A 14,461-nucleotide genomic window follows, 5' to 3' on the forward strand; every position below is an offset into this window, starting at 1 on the left:
ATGAGCACGCCGGTGGACGACCGTGAGGAGTACGGCCCGCAGGCCCGCCCGGTCGGCTTCGAGCGGGGCACCGACGGGCCGCGGGTCGTGCTGGTCGGCGTCGACGGCACCCGCACCTCGCTGCGCGCCGCCGCGTACGCCGCCGGCCTGGCCCGGCGGCAGGGCGCCGGGCTGGTGGTGGTCTTCGTCAGCTCCCCCGCCGCCTACACCGGAGTGATCTCCGGGGTGGTCGCGGGGGCGGTGCAGCAGACCCACGACGAGCTCGCCGCCGAGTTGCGGGAGCAGTTCCGGCGCGGGGCCGACGAGCTGGGCCTGCCGGTCACCTTTCTCTGCCGGCGCGGGGACGCGTACGCCGAACTCCGCAAGGCGGCCGACGAGTACTGCGCGGACCTGGTCGTGGTCGGGTCGTCCGAGCAGGCCGGGCACCGCCTGGTCGGCTCGGTCGCCACCCGGCTGGTCCGCGCCGGCCGCTGGCCCGTCGTCGTGGTGCCCTGATAACCCGTCGCGGATTGTCGGGGCCGCCGGGCAGGATGCCCGGCATGACCTGGAGAGCACCGGAGATCCCCCGGACCCCCGAGCCCACCGTCGGCGACGAGCGCACCATGCTGGACGGCTGGCTCGACTACCACCGGCAGACCCTGCTGCTCAAGTGCGCCGGGCTGACCGCCGAGCAGCTGCGTACTCCGAGCGTCGAACCGTCCGGGCTGACCCTGCTCGGCCTGGTCCGGCACCTGGCCGAGGTGGAGGCCTGGTGGTTCCGGGAGAACTTCGCCGGGGAGAAGGTCGACTACCCGTACTTCACCCCTCAGAACCCCGACGCGGATCACGACGTCAGCACCGCCGACGCCGAGGCCGACTTCGCCACCTTCCACCGGGAGGTCGAGCTGGCCCGGGCCGCCGCGGCCGGGCACTCCCTGGACGAGACGTTCACCGAGGTCGGGCCGAAGAAGCGGACCTTCAACCTGCGCTGGGTCCACGTCCACATGATCGAGGAGTACGCACGGCACAACGGCCACGCCGACCTGATCCGCGAACGCATCGACGGCGTGACCGGGGAGTGAGACCGAGGTCCGTCGGTGTCGCGGGTGCGGGTGGGTCGGGGTGCCTCGCCCACCGGCCGGCGCGGGGTGCCGGGTCCCTTCCTGCCACGCTACGAACTTGATGTCGTCAACGAATCGGTCCCCACCGGGCCGGGCGATGCATCCACGTCATCAAGTTCGTAGCGTGCCGAGCAGACCCCCGGTTGCGGGGTGAGGCCTCGACCCCCGGTCACCGGCTCGAGGTCGTTGGCGACGGCGCACCGGTACGAAAAGTCGTACCGACTAGACCGGACTCGTCCGCAGCGCCGCCCGGAGGTAGCGCAGGTCGCCCGGGCCGTCCCAGCGGTGCGCCGACAACCCGGCAACCCGGGCGCCGGCGACGGCCCGGGCCTCGTCGTCCACGAAGAGCACCCGCGACGGCGGGGTCTCCAGCGCCTCGCAGGCCGCCTCGAAATACTCCTTGGCCGGCTTGTGCACGCCGATCACCGAGGAGTTGACGATCACGTCCAACTCGTCCACCAGCCCCAGCGCGGCGATGTCCGCGTCGAGCACATCGGTGGCGTTGGTGCCCAGCCCGACCCGTACGCCAGCCGCCCGGGCCTCCCGGACGAAGTCCAGCACGTCCCTGTCGATCTCGCCCCGGTAGCGTTGCCACTCCTCCACGGCGGCGCGGGCCCGCTCGGGGCTGCCCAGCGACGGGGCCAAGGCGTCGGCCACGCTGGCCATCCACTCGGCGTGGCTGACCTTGCCGGTGAGCACCGGCCGGAGCAGCCCCCACGACATGGCGATCTCACCGAGGATCCCCTCGGAGAGCCCGTACTCCCGCTCCACGCCGGCGGCCACCGCCGGGTCCCAGCGGCGCAGCACGCCGTCGAAGTCCAGCAGGAGTGCCGTCGGCCGTTCCCGTGCCACTACTGATTCTCCTCGCCGCGGCCAGGCCGCTCGTCGTCCGCGGCCCGGTTGAGCCGCTGGCTGATCACCTGGGTGACCCCGCTGCGCATGGTCACCCCGTAGAGGGCGTCGGCGATCTCCATCGTCCGCTTCTGGTGCGTGATGACGATCAGCTGGCTCTTCTCCCGCAACTGCGCCAGGAGCGTGATCAGGCGCCCCAGGTTCACGTCGTCGAGGGCCGCCTCCACCTCGTCCATGATGTAGAACGGGCTGGGCCGGGCGCGGAAGATCGCCACCAGCATCGCCACCGCGGTCAGCGACCGCTCGCCGCCGGAGAGCAGCGACAACCGCTTGATCTTCTTGCCCGGCGGCCGGGCCTCCACCTCGACGCCGGTGGTCAGCAGGTCCTCCGGGTCGGTGAGGATCAGCCGTCCCTCGCCGCCGGGGAAGAGCACCGTGAAGACCTGCTCGAACTCCCGGGCGGTGTCGGCGAACGCGCTGGCGAAGACCTCCAGGATCCGCTCGTCGACGTCCTTGACCACGGTGAGCAGGTCCCGGCGGGTCGCCTTCAGGTCCTCCAGCTGCTCGGAGAGGAACTTGAAGCGCTCCTCCAGCGCGGCGAACTCCTCCAGCGCCAGCGGGTTGACCTTGCCGAGCAGGGCCAGTTCCCGCTCCGCCTTGGCCGCCCGCTTCTCCTGCACCGGCCGCTCGTACCGGACCGGCTCGGGCACCGGCAGCCCGTCGCGTTCGGCCGTCGCCACGTCCACCTGGGTGGGCGGCACGGGCTGCGCCGGGCCGTACTCGGCGACCAGGGTCTCGACGTCCAGGCCGAAGTCCTCGGCCGCCTTCGCCTCCAGCTGCTCGATGCGCAGCCGCTGCTCGGCCCGGGCCACCTCGTCCCGGTGCACCTGGCCGGTCAGCCGTTCCAGCTCCGCGCCGAGCCGCTTGGCCGCGCCGCGTACCTCCTGGAGCTCGGCCTCCCGGGCGGCGCGTTCGCGCGCCACGGCGTCGCGGTGCTCCTCGGCCGCGGCGATCGACCCGGTGAGCCGGGTGAGCGCCTCGCGGGCGCCGCCGACCACGGCGCGGGCGATCGCCGCGCCCCGGGTCCGCGCCGCCCGGCGGGCCGCGGCCCGTTCCCGCGCCGACCGCTCCGCGGCCGCCTGCCGGGCGAGCGAGTCGGCCCGACCGGCGATCGAGGAGACCCGCTCCTCGGCGGTACGCACCGCGAGCCGGACCTCCATCTCGTTCTGCCGGGCCCGGGGCACCATCGCGGCGAGCTGGTCGCGTTCCTCGGTGGAGGGTTCCGCGTCGATCGGGGTGGCCTCGGCCAGCCGGAGCCGCTCCTCCAGCTCGGCCAGGGCGGTCAGGTCGCGTTCCCGGGCCGCCTCGGCGCGGGACCGGGACTCGCCGAGCCGGTCGGTCTCCGCCTTCGCCGAGCGGGCCGCCGCGCCCAGCTCGGCCAGCCGCCGCGCGGCCGCGTTGCGGTGACTTTCCGCCTCCCGCTTGGCGGCGGCGGCGTGCTGCACGGCCTCCTTGGCGGTGGCCACCTCGGCGCGCGCGTCGACCAGCTGTTCGCGCAGCTCGGCGCCCGTCCGCTCGGCGGTCAGCCGGTTGGCGCGGGCCTCCTCCACGGCCGCCTGGACCTCGATGAAGCTGGGCGCCTTGGCCGATCCACCGGCCGCCGCGTACGCCCCGACCACGTCCCCGTCCGGGGTGACCGCGCGCAGCTCCGGGCTGTCGGCGACCAGCTCGGCCGCGGCGGCGAGGTCGTCAACGAGCACCACGTCGCGCAGTGCCCGGTGCACGGCCGGGCGGATCTCGGCCGCGCACTCGACCAGGTCGGGCGCCCAGCGCGCGCCCTCGGGCAGCTGGGGGCGCAGCGCGTGGGCCGGCCCGGTCATCCCCGGCCCGGCGGGGCTGCCGACGAGCAGGCCGGCCCGGCCGGCGTCGGAGATCTTCAGCAGCCGCATCGCCTCGACGGCCTCGTCCACCCCGCTGACCGCGACCGCGTCGGCGAGCCCGCCGAGCGCGGCGGCCAACGCCGCCTCGTGGCCGGGGGCCACGGTGAGCAGGCCGGCCAGGCTGCCCAGCAGCCCGGGCACCTCGCCGGCGCGGGCGAGCAGCGCGCCGGCGCCGTCCTTGCGGCGCAGGCCGATGGCGAGCGCCTCCTCGCGGGCCTTCCAGGTCGCCGCGTCCTTCTCGGCGGTTCGCTCGGCGTCGGCCAGCGAGCGGACGGCAGCCTGCGCCTTCTCCTGCACGGCGACCGCCTCGGCGTGCCGCTCGTCGAGGTCGGCGTTGTCCCGGTCGGCCTCGGTGGACTGTTCGGCCACCGCGTCCACCTCGGCCTGGGCCTGCTCGGCCCGGGCCAGCGCGTCGGCGTGCGCGGCGGCGAGCCGGTCGATCTCCTCGCCGGCGCTGGTGGTGCGGGCGCGGGCAGAGTTCACCTGCCCGGTCAGCCGGGCCAGCCCCTCCCGGCGGTCGGCGATCGCCTTGGCGGCGGCGACCAGCTCCCGCTCGGCGGCGGCGAGCTGCCGTTCCAGCTCCTGCCGGTGCTCCACCGCCTCGGCGAGCCGGATCTGGTCGTCGGTCAGCGCCTCGCGCAGCTCCTCCTCCTGCTCGCGGACCCGCTGCGACTCGGCCTCCAGCTGGTCGGGATCGCGGCCGGGGCGCTCGTCGTCCCCGGCGGCGCTGAGGTGGCGCAGCCGCTCGCGGGCGAGCTGCTCGATGGAGCGGAACCGCTCCTGGAGGGCGGAGAGCTTGTACCAGGTGTCCTGCGCGGCGGCGAGCAGCGGGGCGTCCTCGGCCAGCGCCGCCTCCAGCTCGCCGAGGCGGCCCTGCACCTCGGTGTGCTCGGCGTCGAGCTGCTCGCGTCGCTCCCGCAGCGCCGTCTCGTCGGCGATCTCCCTGTCCAGGGTGGCGCGCAGGGTGGCCAGGTCGTCGGCGAGCAGCCGCAGCCGGGCGTCGCGCAGGTTCGCCTGGATCGCGGCGGCCCGCCGGGCCACCTCCGCCTGCCGGCCCAGCGGCTTGAGCTGGCGGCGCAGCTCGGCGGTGAGGTCGGTGAGCCGGTTGAGATTTACCTGCATCGCGTCGAGCTTGCGCAGCGCCTTTTCCTTGCGCTTGCGGTGCTTGAGGACGCCGGCCGCCTCCTCGATGAACGCGCGCCGGTCCTCCGGCTTGGCGTGCAGCATGCCGTCGAGCCGCCCCTGGCCGACGATGATGTGCATCTCCCGGCCGATGCCGGAGTCCGACAGCAGCTCCTGGATGTCGAGCAGCCGGCAGGTGTCACCGTTGATCTCGTACTCGCTCTCGCCGGAGCGGAACATCCGGCGGGTGATGGAGACCTCGGTGTACTCGATCGGCAGCGCGCCGTCGGTGTTGTCGATGGTGAGGGTGACCTCGGCCCGGCCCAGCGGCGCCCGGCCGGCGGTGCCGGCGAAGATGACGTCCTCCATCTTGCCGCCGCGCAGCGCCTTGGCGCCCTGCTCGCCGAGGACCCAGGCGATGGCGTCGACGACGTTGGACTTGCCGGAGCCGTTCGGGCCCACCACGCAGGTGATCCCGGGCTCCAGCTTCAGCGTCGTCGCGGAGGCGAAGGATTTGAACCCCTTCACCGTCAGGCTCTTGAGATACACCTTCTCGATCCTCGTCCGGTGGCCGCCGTACCGTCGCGGGCTGCGCGGACCTGGTGAACCCGCAGACTAACGCGTTGCCGGGGACCGCAGGGCACGCGACCCGCCCCGGGGCCGCCCCAGCGGGAACGGATCATCGGCGGAATTGGTGACGGGCGGCCGAACGGAGCGGTTCCACGACGACTTCCACAAGATCGCGAAATTGCGGCGCTGAATGGTGCGGAGACAGAGCTGCGCGCCGGCACTAAAGTGTCGGCGCGCGATTTCGTGATGGTGCGATTCAGTTTTCCGACGCTGGAAGATCAGGTCAGCGCGGGCTCGGCCAGCCGCAGGAGGTCGTCCGCCTCCGCCGCCGCCGCCGCGAGCCGATCATTGTCGGCGCGCAAACGCGTGATCTCGAACTCCAGTGCCTGAACCCTGGAACGCAGTCGGGTGACCTCGTCGAGCAGACGCCGGTCGGGCGCTGCACCTACGTGGCCGTACAGGGCCTTAGCCATGCTGACTCCTTGATATGCGCTGCCGGAAGAGCCGGCCAACGCGCGCCCATTCGTGTACGCGGCTGTCTTCCCACCGATATGTGGGCATGACCGGGCGCGACTGGCGACACCTATATATTGAGCCGATACCCCCTCCTTCGTCAAGTTCCCGCAGGCCGTAGATCATCTCCACGTCTGCCCTGTCCACTTGCCGGGGGCCGCAAGGCTCGGACACGCTCTGTCCGGACTCCTCAACTCTACGCCTCGGAATGTGCGTAGGGTCACCTCGTGAGGCGCACTCGCCTTAACTCTTCCTTAGCCACGTTGCCGCAGTTCAGAGTGCAGCCGTAGCGTCAGCGCGGCCCGCAACCGACCCCGTGGAGGCGACAGGCGTGAACGGCTGGACCGACCCAGATGACCCGGACGCCGCCTACCGGCGTGCGCGACCGCCGGCCGACGAGCCCCCGAGCTGGCTCACCGACCGTCCCGAGCCGCGGTCGGCGTACCTCTTCGGCGACGAGCCGGGGCAGCCGGGCGACGACCGGTGGGCCGACGCCCCGACCGGCCGCTTCGGACGCCCGCCCGCCGAGACCGCCCCGTACCGGGACCGCACCCCGGTCACCCCGCCGGTCGACCTGACCGCCCGCCCGGAGACCACCGGCTCGATCCCGGTGGTCGACCTCGCCGCGCGCGCCGGTGCCTGGCGGCCCACCTCCGAGCCGGCGGCCGACGGGCAGGGCCGGCACCGGCAGCAGGGGCGCCTCCCCCGCCCGCTGCTGATCGGCGGCGCCGCCGCGGCGGCCACCCTGGTGGTCAGCCTCGGGGTGGGAGCGCTGGTGCTGCCCGGCGGTGACGAGGACGCCGACCAGGCCTCCTTCGACGACACCGTCGCCGCCGCCCCGGTGGCGCCCGGGCTTGGCGGCGCTCCCGCCGACGCTCTGGCCGCCACCGGGTCGCCGACCACCGCCGCGCCCACCGCGTCGCCGACCACCGCGCGGCCGACCCCGTCGCCGAGCCGGAGCGTCGCGCCGGCACCCGCGCCGAAGCGGACCCAGGCGCCCTCCCGGCAGAGCACCGTGCGGACCACCGCCCCCACCGCCAGCCCAACGAGGAACACGCTGAGCGCCGGGGCGAGCAGCCAGGTGCAGCAGGTCGTCGACCTGGTCAACGCCGAGCGGGCCAAGGCCGGCTGCGGGGCGCTGCAGGTCGACGACAAGCTGATGCTCGCCGCCCAGCGGCACAGCCAGGACCAGGCCGACCACCAGGACATGACGCACACCGGCAGCGACGGCAGTGACGCCGGCGAGCGGCTGGACCGGGTGGGCTACTCCTGGCGCACCTACGGCGAGAACGTGGCCTGGAACCAGCAGACCCCGGCCGCGGTCATGGAGGCCTGGATGAGCAGCTCCGGGCACCGGGCCAACATCCTCAACTGCGCCTTCACCGAGATCGGCGTGGGCGTGGCGACCAGCAACGGGCCCTACTGGACCCAGGACTTCGCCGCCCCGCGCTGAGCGGAACGGACCCGCCGCCCCCCGGCGCCGACGTGACCGCGTCGTCGCCGGGGGGCGCTCGTTTGACCGGGTGAGGCCGGCGGCGGGGCGCCGGCCGGGACCCGGGAGCTGCCGATGCGGATCCGGCTGCCAGCGTCCGCGCGACGGGGCGGGCCGCGGCGGGCCGCGGCGCGCGTCCGGCCGACGGGGCGCCGTCGACGCGCGGTCCGTCGGGCGCTGCCGGCGGCCGTCGCGCTCACCCTGCTCAGCCCGGTGTACGGCTGCCACGCCCCGCTGGTCCCACCGGGCGCACCGACCCCGTGGCCGGCCGCGTACGCGCAGCGGTGGCAGTGGCAGTGGCAGCTCAGTGGGCCGATCGACACCACGGTCGACGCCGACGTCTTCCTCCTCGACCCGGTACGGGTGACCGCCGCCGACACCGGCGCGCTGCGTTCCCGGGACCGTCGGCTGGTCTGCCAGGTGCACGTCGGCTCGTACGTCGCCGACGATCCGGACGCCAGCCGCTTCCCGGCGGCGGTCCGTGGCGCCCCGGCCCGGCGACCGCAGAGCCGCTGGCTGGACGTACGCCGCTGGGACGCCCTCGAACCGGTGCTGGCCGACCGGTTTCGGCTCTGCCGGGGCAAGGGGTTCGGCGCGGTGGCCCTGGCCGACGCCGACGGGTACGCCCACCGCTCCGGCTTCCCGCTCGGCTACGACGACCAACTGCTGTTCAACCGGCGGGTGGCCACCCTGGCCCGCTCGCTCGACCTCTCCCCCGGCCTGATGAACGACGTGGGGCAGGTGGCGGCGCTGGCGCCCGACTTCGACTTCGCGGTCAACGAGGAGTGCATCCGGCTGCGGCAGTGCGCCAAGCTGCTGCCCTTCGCCGACGCCGACAAGCCGGTCTTCCACGTCGAGTACGCGGGTGCGACCACGCGCTTCTGCGTGACCACCCTCGGGTACGGCTTCTCCTCCATCCGCAAGACCCGCGACCTGTCCGCCTGGCGGGAGACCTGCCGCCTGACGTGAGCCCCCGGCGGACTCGACGCCGCCCCCACCGGGCGCGGTGGGGGCGGCGTCGGGAGGTTCAGCCGGCGGTGGCCCCGGTGGCCGGGGCCGGCGTGTCGGTCCCGCCGCGCTGCTTAGGGATGTCGCCGTGCTCCGCGCTCAGCGGCGTCGCCAGGTCCTCCAGCGACTTCCCCTCGGCCTTGACGCCGAGGACCAGCTCGACGATCCCGCCGATGATCATGACGGTGGCGCCGAGCACGAAGGCCAGCACGGTGTCGCCGACCTGGCCGGTGCCGACCAGCTTCGAGAAGAGCAGCGGGCCGGTGATGCCACCGGCGGCGGTGCCGATCGCGTAGAAGAACGCGATGGCCATCGCCCGGGTCTCCATCGGGAAGATCTCGCTGACCGTCAGGTACGCCGCGCTCGCCCCGGCGGAGGCGAAGAAGAGCACCACGCACCAGCACGCGGTCATCGTGGTCGCGCTGAGCACGCCGCTGTGGAACAGCCAGGCCGTCCCCAGCAGCAGCACCCCGGAGACGATGTACGAACCGGCGATCATCGGCACCCGGCCGACCGAGTCGAAGAGCCGGCCCAGCAGCAGCGGGCCCAGCAGGTTGCCGACCGCGATCACCGCGAAGTAGTAGCCGCTGTTGCCCGGCGGCACGTCGAAGAAGGTCTGCAGGATCTGCGCGAAGCCGAAGGTGATCGCGTTGTAGAGGAACGCCTGCCCGATGAAGAGCGAGAAGCCCAGGACGGCGCGCTTCGGGTACCGGGCGAACAGCGTCTTCGCGATCTCCAGGAAGTTCGTGCTCTTCCGCTGCCGGATCTGGATGTAGCTGTCGGCCTCGGCCAGCTGCTTGCCGGTCTCCCGCTCGACCTCGGCCTCGACGGAGTCGACCAGGTGGTTCGCCTCGTCCGCCCGGCCGTGGATGAACAGCCACCGGGGGCTCTCCGGCACGTGCCGGCGGACCAGCAGGATCACCACGCCCAGCACCGCGCCGAGCCCGAACGCGACCCGCCAGCCGATGTTGGTGGGCAGGCCGTTGAGCAGCGGCACGGTCAGCAGCGCGCCCAGCGCGGCGCCGAGCCAGAAGGTGCCGTTGATGATGATGTCGATCCGGCCGCGGTGCCGGGCCGGGATCAGCTCGTCGATCGCCGAGTTGATCGCCGCGTACTCGCCACCGATGCCCATGCCGGTCAGGAACCGGAACAGGAAGAACCACCAGGTGTCGAAGGAGAGCGCGGTCATCGCGGTCGCGACCAGGTAGAGACCGAGCGTCAGGAGGAACAGCTTCTTGCGGCCGAACCGGTCGGTCAGCCAGCCGAAGAAGAGCGCGCCGACGCAGGCGCCGGCCACGTAGAGCGCGGCGGCCAGACCGGTCACCTGGCTCTGGGTGATGCTCAGGCCGCTGCCCGGCTCGGCGAGCTTGCCGGAGAGGTTGCCGACGATGGTCACCTCGAGGCCGTCGAGGATCCACACGGTGCCCAGCCCGATGACGATCATCCAGTGCCAGCGGGACCAGGGCAGCCGGTCCAGCCGGGCCGGCACGTTGGTGCGTACGGTGCCGGTCTGCACGTCGGCGCTCATGACGCCCTCCGGCGGGGTGCGGGTGCGGCCGGGGCGCAGCGGCGGGCCACCGGCGTCAGCTGTTCGTCCATGGCGGGCCAGATGCCCCGCCGAGCGACCCGTTAATCCTGCCGAAACAGTGAGTCGTGACGTGGATCGCGGGGCAAGGAGGACAACCGGGTCGCATCGACGCGGTGCGATGCACGGAGGCCCGGACCGGTCACGGCCCGGGCCCCTCGCCGTGCGTGCGGTCAGCGGGCGCCGACCAACTCCGGAGCCGGCGCCGGCGGGTCGGCCGGGTCGGCGGCCCGGGCCCGCAGGAAGCGCGGCGCCCACCAGTTGGCATCGCCGAGCAGCGTCATCAACGACGGCAGCACCACCGCCCGGATGATCGTGGCGTCCAGCAGGATCGCCGCGGCCAGGCCGACGCCGAGCTGCTTCATGTCGATCGTGCTCAGCGAGGCGAAGATCCCGAACACCCCGACCATCACGATCGCCGCGCTGGTCACCACACCGGCCGAGGAGGTGATGCCGTACGCCACCGCGTCCCGGTTCGACATGCCGTTGCGGATGCCCTCGCGGATCCGGCTGACCACGAAGACGTGGTAGTCCATGGAGAGCCCGAAGAGCACCACGAAGAGGAAGAGCGGCAGCCAGGAGACGATCGCCCCCATCGAGGTGAAGCCGAGCAGCCCCTCCGCCCAGCCGTTCTGGAAGACCAGCACCAGCAGCCCGTACGCGGCGCCGGCGGAGAGCAGGTTGAGCAGGATCGAGGTGAGCGCGACCACCACCGACCGGAACGTCCAGGTCATCACCAGGAAGGTCAGCGCCAGCACGAACGCCATCACGACCGGCAGCTTCTCCTCGACGTGCTGCGCGTAGTCCTCGCTGGCGGCCACCCCGCCGCCGACCGCGTACTCGACGCCGGGGATGCCGCGCAGCGCCGCCGGCAGCAGGTCGTCGCGAAGCTCGTCCAGCGAGCGCACCGCCCGGTCGTCCCGGCTGGCGTACGGGGTGGCGACCTCCAGCACCGACACCCGGCGGTCCGCCGACACCTCGATCTTCGGGCCGTCGGCCTCGACGGGGGCGAAGAGCGGGTCGGCACCGGCCCGGCCGGCCAGCCCGGTCAGCGCCCCGCGCACCCGGTCGGCCTGCTCGGCCGGCGCCCGGACGGCCACCGTGTGGCTGGTGCCGGTGCTCGGGAAGGCGGCGGTGAGCCGGTCGTACGCCTGCATCGCCGCCGTGGTGCGCGGCAGGTCCTCCATGCCGGGGAACTTCAGCTTCATGCCGAGCGCCGGGGCGGCCAGGGCGAGCAGCAGCCCGACCGAGACGACCAGGGTGGCCAGCGGCGCCTTCAGGGCGGGCCGCAGCACCACCGGCCAGAACCGCGGCTTCGCCGGCTCGCCGTGCCGTCCGGTACGCGCCGCGGTCAGCCGCCAGAGCAGCGGCACCCGGGGCCGGTCGACCCAGCGGCCCAGCTTGGCCAGCAGCGCCGGCAGCACGGTCAGCGAGCCGGTCACCGCGACCGCGACCACCAGGATCGAGCCGACGGCGAGCGAGGAGAAGACCGCGTCGTTGGCGAGCAGCAGACCGGCCATCGAGATGATCACCGCGAAGCCGGAGACCACCACGGCGTGTCCGGAGGTCTCCGCCGCGATCTCCACGGCGTCCAGCCCGGCCCGGCCCTTCGCCCGTTCCTCCCGTTCCCGGCGCACGTAGAACAGCGAGTAGTCCACCCCGACCGCCATGCCGATCAGCAGGATCACGCTGGCGGTGGTGTCGGTGGCCGGCACCAGGTGCGAGGCCAGGGTGGACAGGCCCATCGCGGCGGCCACCGAGGAGAGCGCCAGCAGCACCGGCACGCCCGCGGCGATCAGCGCGCCGAACGCGACGATCAGGATGGCCAGGGTGACCGGCAGGCTGAGCAGCTCGGCCCGCTTGAAGTCCTTGCCCAGGGTGTCGTCGAGCGCCTTGTTGATCGACGGCCCGCCGACCTCCTCGACCCGCAGCCCCGGGTGGGCCCGCTGCACCTCGGCGGTGGCGTCGCGCAGCGGCTGCACCCGCTCCGACGCGGTCTTCGCGTCACCCGACATGGTGACCGGCAGCAGCAGCGCCCCGCCGTCGCGCGACGGCACCGGCGTCCCCACCGAGGCCACCCCGGTCACCTGCCGGAGCCGGTCGGCCGCGTCCGTCGCGGCGGCCCGCGCCGCCGCCTGGTCCAGCGTCCCGCCCCGCGGCGTGATCAGCACGTTCTCCACCGCCGGATCGGCGAAGGCGCCCTCGGTGACGATGATGTCGGCCCGCCCGGACTCCCCGATCGCCATGTCGGCGTCGGTGGCCTCCTTCAACCCGGCGGCGTTGCCACCGACGAAGCACACCGCCACGAACACCACCCAGAGCGCGATCGCCCGCCACGGGTGCTCGGCGCTCCACCGCGCCAGCCGCACCGTCACCGGTCTCCTGCCCATCTCCTCGGCCCCCTCCGTACGCCGGCTCCCTGCCGACGACCTGACGCTAGGGAGGACGGCGGGCGGAGACATCGGGGAACGGCCCCGGCTCGTCCCGGACGTGGCGGATCCCGTCCGGGCGGGCCGACCCGGGTGGGCCAACCGGACAATCAGCGGAATATCAGGCGCGTGTCCGGGGCCTGCCCAGCGCGGCGCGGGGTCGGCACACCGGCGCAACCCCGAGCCCGCTCGGGGTCAACCCCTCAGGGCACCCCGGGGGCGCGGCTGACAGCGCGGGCAACTGTACGACGACCGGTTCATGAACGCCTCCCGCCGGATCGGCGCACCGCACCGCCGGCACGGCTCGCCCTTTCGGCCGTACACGTTCAGCGACCGGTCGAAGTAGCCGCTCTCGCCGTTGACGTTGACGTAGAGGTCGTCGAAGCTGGTGCCGCCCTGCTTGATCGCCTCGCCGAGCACGTCCCGGACGTGGCCGAGCAGCCGGGCCGCGGCCGGCGCCGTCAGCGCGTCGGTGGGCCGGGCGCCGTGCAGCTTCGCCCGCCAGAGCGCCTCGTCGGCGTAGATGTTGCCCACCCCGGAGATCAGGGTCTGGTCGAGCAGCGCGCGCTTCACCTCGGTACGCCGCCGGCGCAGCGCGGCGACGAAGCCGGCGTCGGAGAACTCCGGGTCCATCGGGTCCCGGGCGATGTGCGCGATCTCGGCCGGCAGTTCCGCGCCGCCCTCGCTCACCGAGAGGCCGCCGAACGTGCGCTGGTCGACGAAGCGCAGTTGCGGACCGTCGTCGGCGAACCGGAACCGGACCCGCAGGTGCAGCTCGTCGGCGGCCTCGGCGGGCTGGAGCAGCAGCTGGCCGGACATGCCCAGGTGGCCGATCAGGGCGTCGCCACTGTCCAGCGGCAGCCAGAGGTACTTGCCGCGGCGGCGGACGTCGGTCACCGTCCGGTCGGCCAACACGTCGGCGAAGTGCTCCGGGCCGGGGACGTGCCGGCGGACGGCGCGCGGGTGGCGCACCTCCACCGAGGAGATCCGGCGGCCGGTGACCCACTGGGCCAGCCCCTGCCGGACCGTCTCCACCTCGGGCAGCTCAGGCACGACCCAGGCCCGCCTCGGCGGCCGTGTCCTCCGGGGCGACGGCCACGTCCGGCTCGGTCTGCGCGTCCCGCTCGGCCTGCGCGGTGAGCTCCCGCCAGGCCGACTCGGCGGCCCGCTGCTCGGCCTCCTTCTTGCTGCGCCCCTCGGCCCCGCCGTAGCGGTTGCCGGCCACCACCACCCAGGCGGTGAAGGTCTTCAGGTGGTCCGGGCCGGTGCCCTCGATCCGGTACTCCGGGACGCCCAGCCCCAGCGCGGCGGTGAGCTCCTGGAGGCTGGTCTTCCAGTCCAGGGCGGCGCCCCGGCCCGCCGACTCGGCCATCAACGGGTCGAAGAGCCGGTGGATGACCAGCGCGGCGGTGTCCAGGCCGTACTGGAGGTAGATCGCGCCGAGCAGCGCCTCCAGGGTGTCGGCGAGGATGCTCGCCTTGTCCCGGCCACCGGTGCTCTCCTCGCCCTTGCCGAGCAGCAGGTAGGCGCCGAGGCCGTCCGGCCCGAGACCGCGGGCCACGTCGGCGAGCGCGCGCATGTTGACCACGCTGGCCCGCAGCTTGGCCAGCTGCCCCTCGGGCAGGTCCGGGTGGTTGCGGAAGAGCGCGGTGGTGATCACCACGCCCAGCACCGAGTCGCCGAGGAACTCCAGCCGCTCGTTGGTGGGCAGGCCGCCGTTCTCGTACGCGAACGAGCGGTGGGTGAGGGCGCGCTCCAGCAGCTCCGGATCGAGCGTCACGCCGAACGCCGCCTCCAGGTGACCGAGGTGGGCCCGCCGCCGTCTGTCGTTCGTCATGCTGTTACCTCTT

11 protein-coding genes are annotated in these 14,461 nt (G+C 73.7%); 4 read left to right on the forward strand and 7 right to left on the reverse strand.

From position 1 onward, the window contains the following. Both AC5RWQ_RS20750 and AC5RWQ_RS20755 read left to right on the forward strand, forming a co-directional pair. A complete protein-coding gene (locus AC5RWQ_RS20750; RefSeq protein WP_494284356.1) occupies window positions 1-495 on the forward strand; it encodes a universal stress protein in 495 nt (164 codons plus the stop codon). Window positions 496-539: 44 nt separating this feature from the next. Further along, the gene (locus tag AC5RWQ_RS20755) at window positions 540-1,061 is read left to right on the forward strand and encodes a DinB family protein (protein WP_494284357.1); all 522 of its coding nucleotides are present in this window, start codon (window positions 540-542) and stop codon (window positions 1,059-1,061) included. Window positions 1,062-1,322: 261 nt separating this feature from the next. On the opposite strand, the gene AC5RWQ_RS20760 is transcribed toward AC5RWQ_RS20755, so the two are convergent. The 3 genes from AC5RWQ_RS20760 to AC5RWQ_RS20770 all read right to left on the reverse strand — a co-directional run bounded on the left by AC5RWQ_RS20760 (window position 1,323) and on the right by AC5RWQ_RS20770 (window position 6,057). After that, entirely contained in the window at window positions 1,323-1,952 is a 630-nt protein-coding gene (locus AC5RWQ_RS20760; RefSeq protein WP_494284358.1) for an HAD family hydrolase, read from the reverse strand. Beyond that, window positions 1,952-5,563, reverse strand: a complete 3,612-nt coding sequence (gene smc / locus AC5RWQ_RS20765) for a chromosome segregation protein SMC (protein WP_494284359.1) — start codon at window positions 5,561-5,563, stop codon at window positions 1,952-1,954. The genes AC5RWQ_RS20760 and smc overlap by 1 nt, the downstream gene beginning before the upstream one ends. A 299-nt stretch (window positions 5,564-5,862) precedes the next feature. Continuing rightward, window positions 5,863-6,057: a hypothetical protein gene (locus AC5RWQ_RS20770; RefSeq protein ID WP_030487463.1), complete on the reverse strand. Its 195-nt coding sequence runs from the start codon at window positions 6,055-6,057 to the stop codon at window positions 5,863-5,865. Window positions 6,058-6,428: 371 nt separating this feature from the next. On the opposite strand from AC5RWQ_RS20770, the gene AC5RWQ_RS20775 reads away from it, so the two are divergent. Together AC5RWQ_RS20775 and AC5RWQ_RS20780 are read left to right on the forward strand one after the other, a co-directional pair. Beyond that, window positions 6,429-7,550 carry a CAP domain-containing protein gene (locus AC5RWQ_RS20775; RefSeq protein ID WP_494284360.1) on the forward strand — a complete coding sequence of 374 codons (1,122 nt, stop codon included), beginning with the start codon at window positions 6,429-6,431 and terminating at the stop codon, window positions 7,548-7,550. Between the two features lie 114 nt (window positions 7,551-7,664). Next, a complete protein-coding gene (locus AC5RWQ_RS20780) occupies window positions 7,665-8,558 on the forward strand; it encodes an endo alpha-1,4 polygalactosaminidase (RefSeq protein WP_494284361.1) in 894 nt (297 codons plus the stop codon). A gap of 58 nt (window positions 8,559-8,616) precedes the next feature. On the opposite strand, the gene AC5RWQ_RS20785 is transcribed toward AC5RWQ_RS20780, so the two are convergent. From AC5RWQ_RS20785 to rnc, 4 genes are all read right to left on the reverse strand, one after another. Next, a complete protein-coding gene (locus AC5RWQ_RS20785; RefSeq protein ID WP_494284362.1) occupies window positions 8,617-10,125 on the reverse strand; it encodes an MFS transporter in 1,509 nt (502 codons plus the stop codon). Between the two features lie 230 nt (window positions 10,126-10,355). Then, window positions 10,356-12,557, reverse strand: a complete 2,202-nt coding sequence (locus AC5RWQ_RS20790) for an MMPL family transporter (protein WP_494284363.1) — start codon at window positions 12,555-12,557, stop codon at window positions 10,356-10,358. Between the two features lie 249 nt (window positions 12,558-12,806). After that, window positions 12,807-13,664, reverse strand: coding sequence for a bifunctional DNA-formamidopyrimidine glycosylase/DNA-(apurinic or apyrimidinic site) lyase (mutM, locus tag AC5RWQ_RS20795; RefSeq protein WP_494284364.1), 858 nt, complete (start codon window positions 13,662-13,664; stop codon window positions 12,807-12,809). After that, window positions 13,657-14,448: a ribonuclease III gene (gene rnc, locus AC5RWQ_RS20800; protein ID WP_494284365.1), complete on the reverse strand. Its 792-nt coding sequence runs from the start codon at window positions 14,446-14,448 to the stop codon at window positions 13,657-13,659. The genes mutM and rnc overlap by 8 nt, the downstream gene beginning before the upstream one ends. Between the last annotated feature and the right edge of the window lie 13 nt (window positions 14,449-14,461).

Source organism: Micromonospora sp. BS32 (assembly GCF_059089345.1).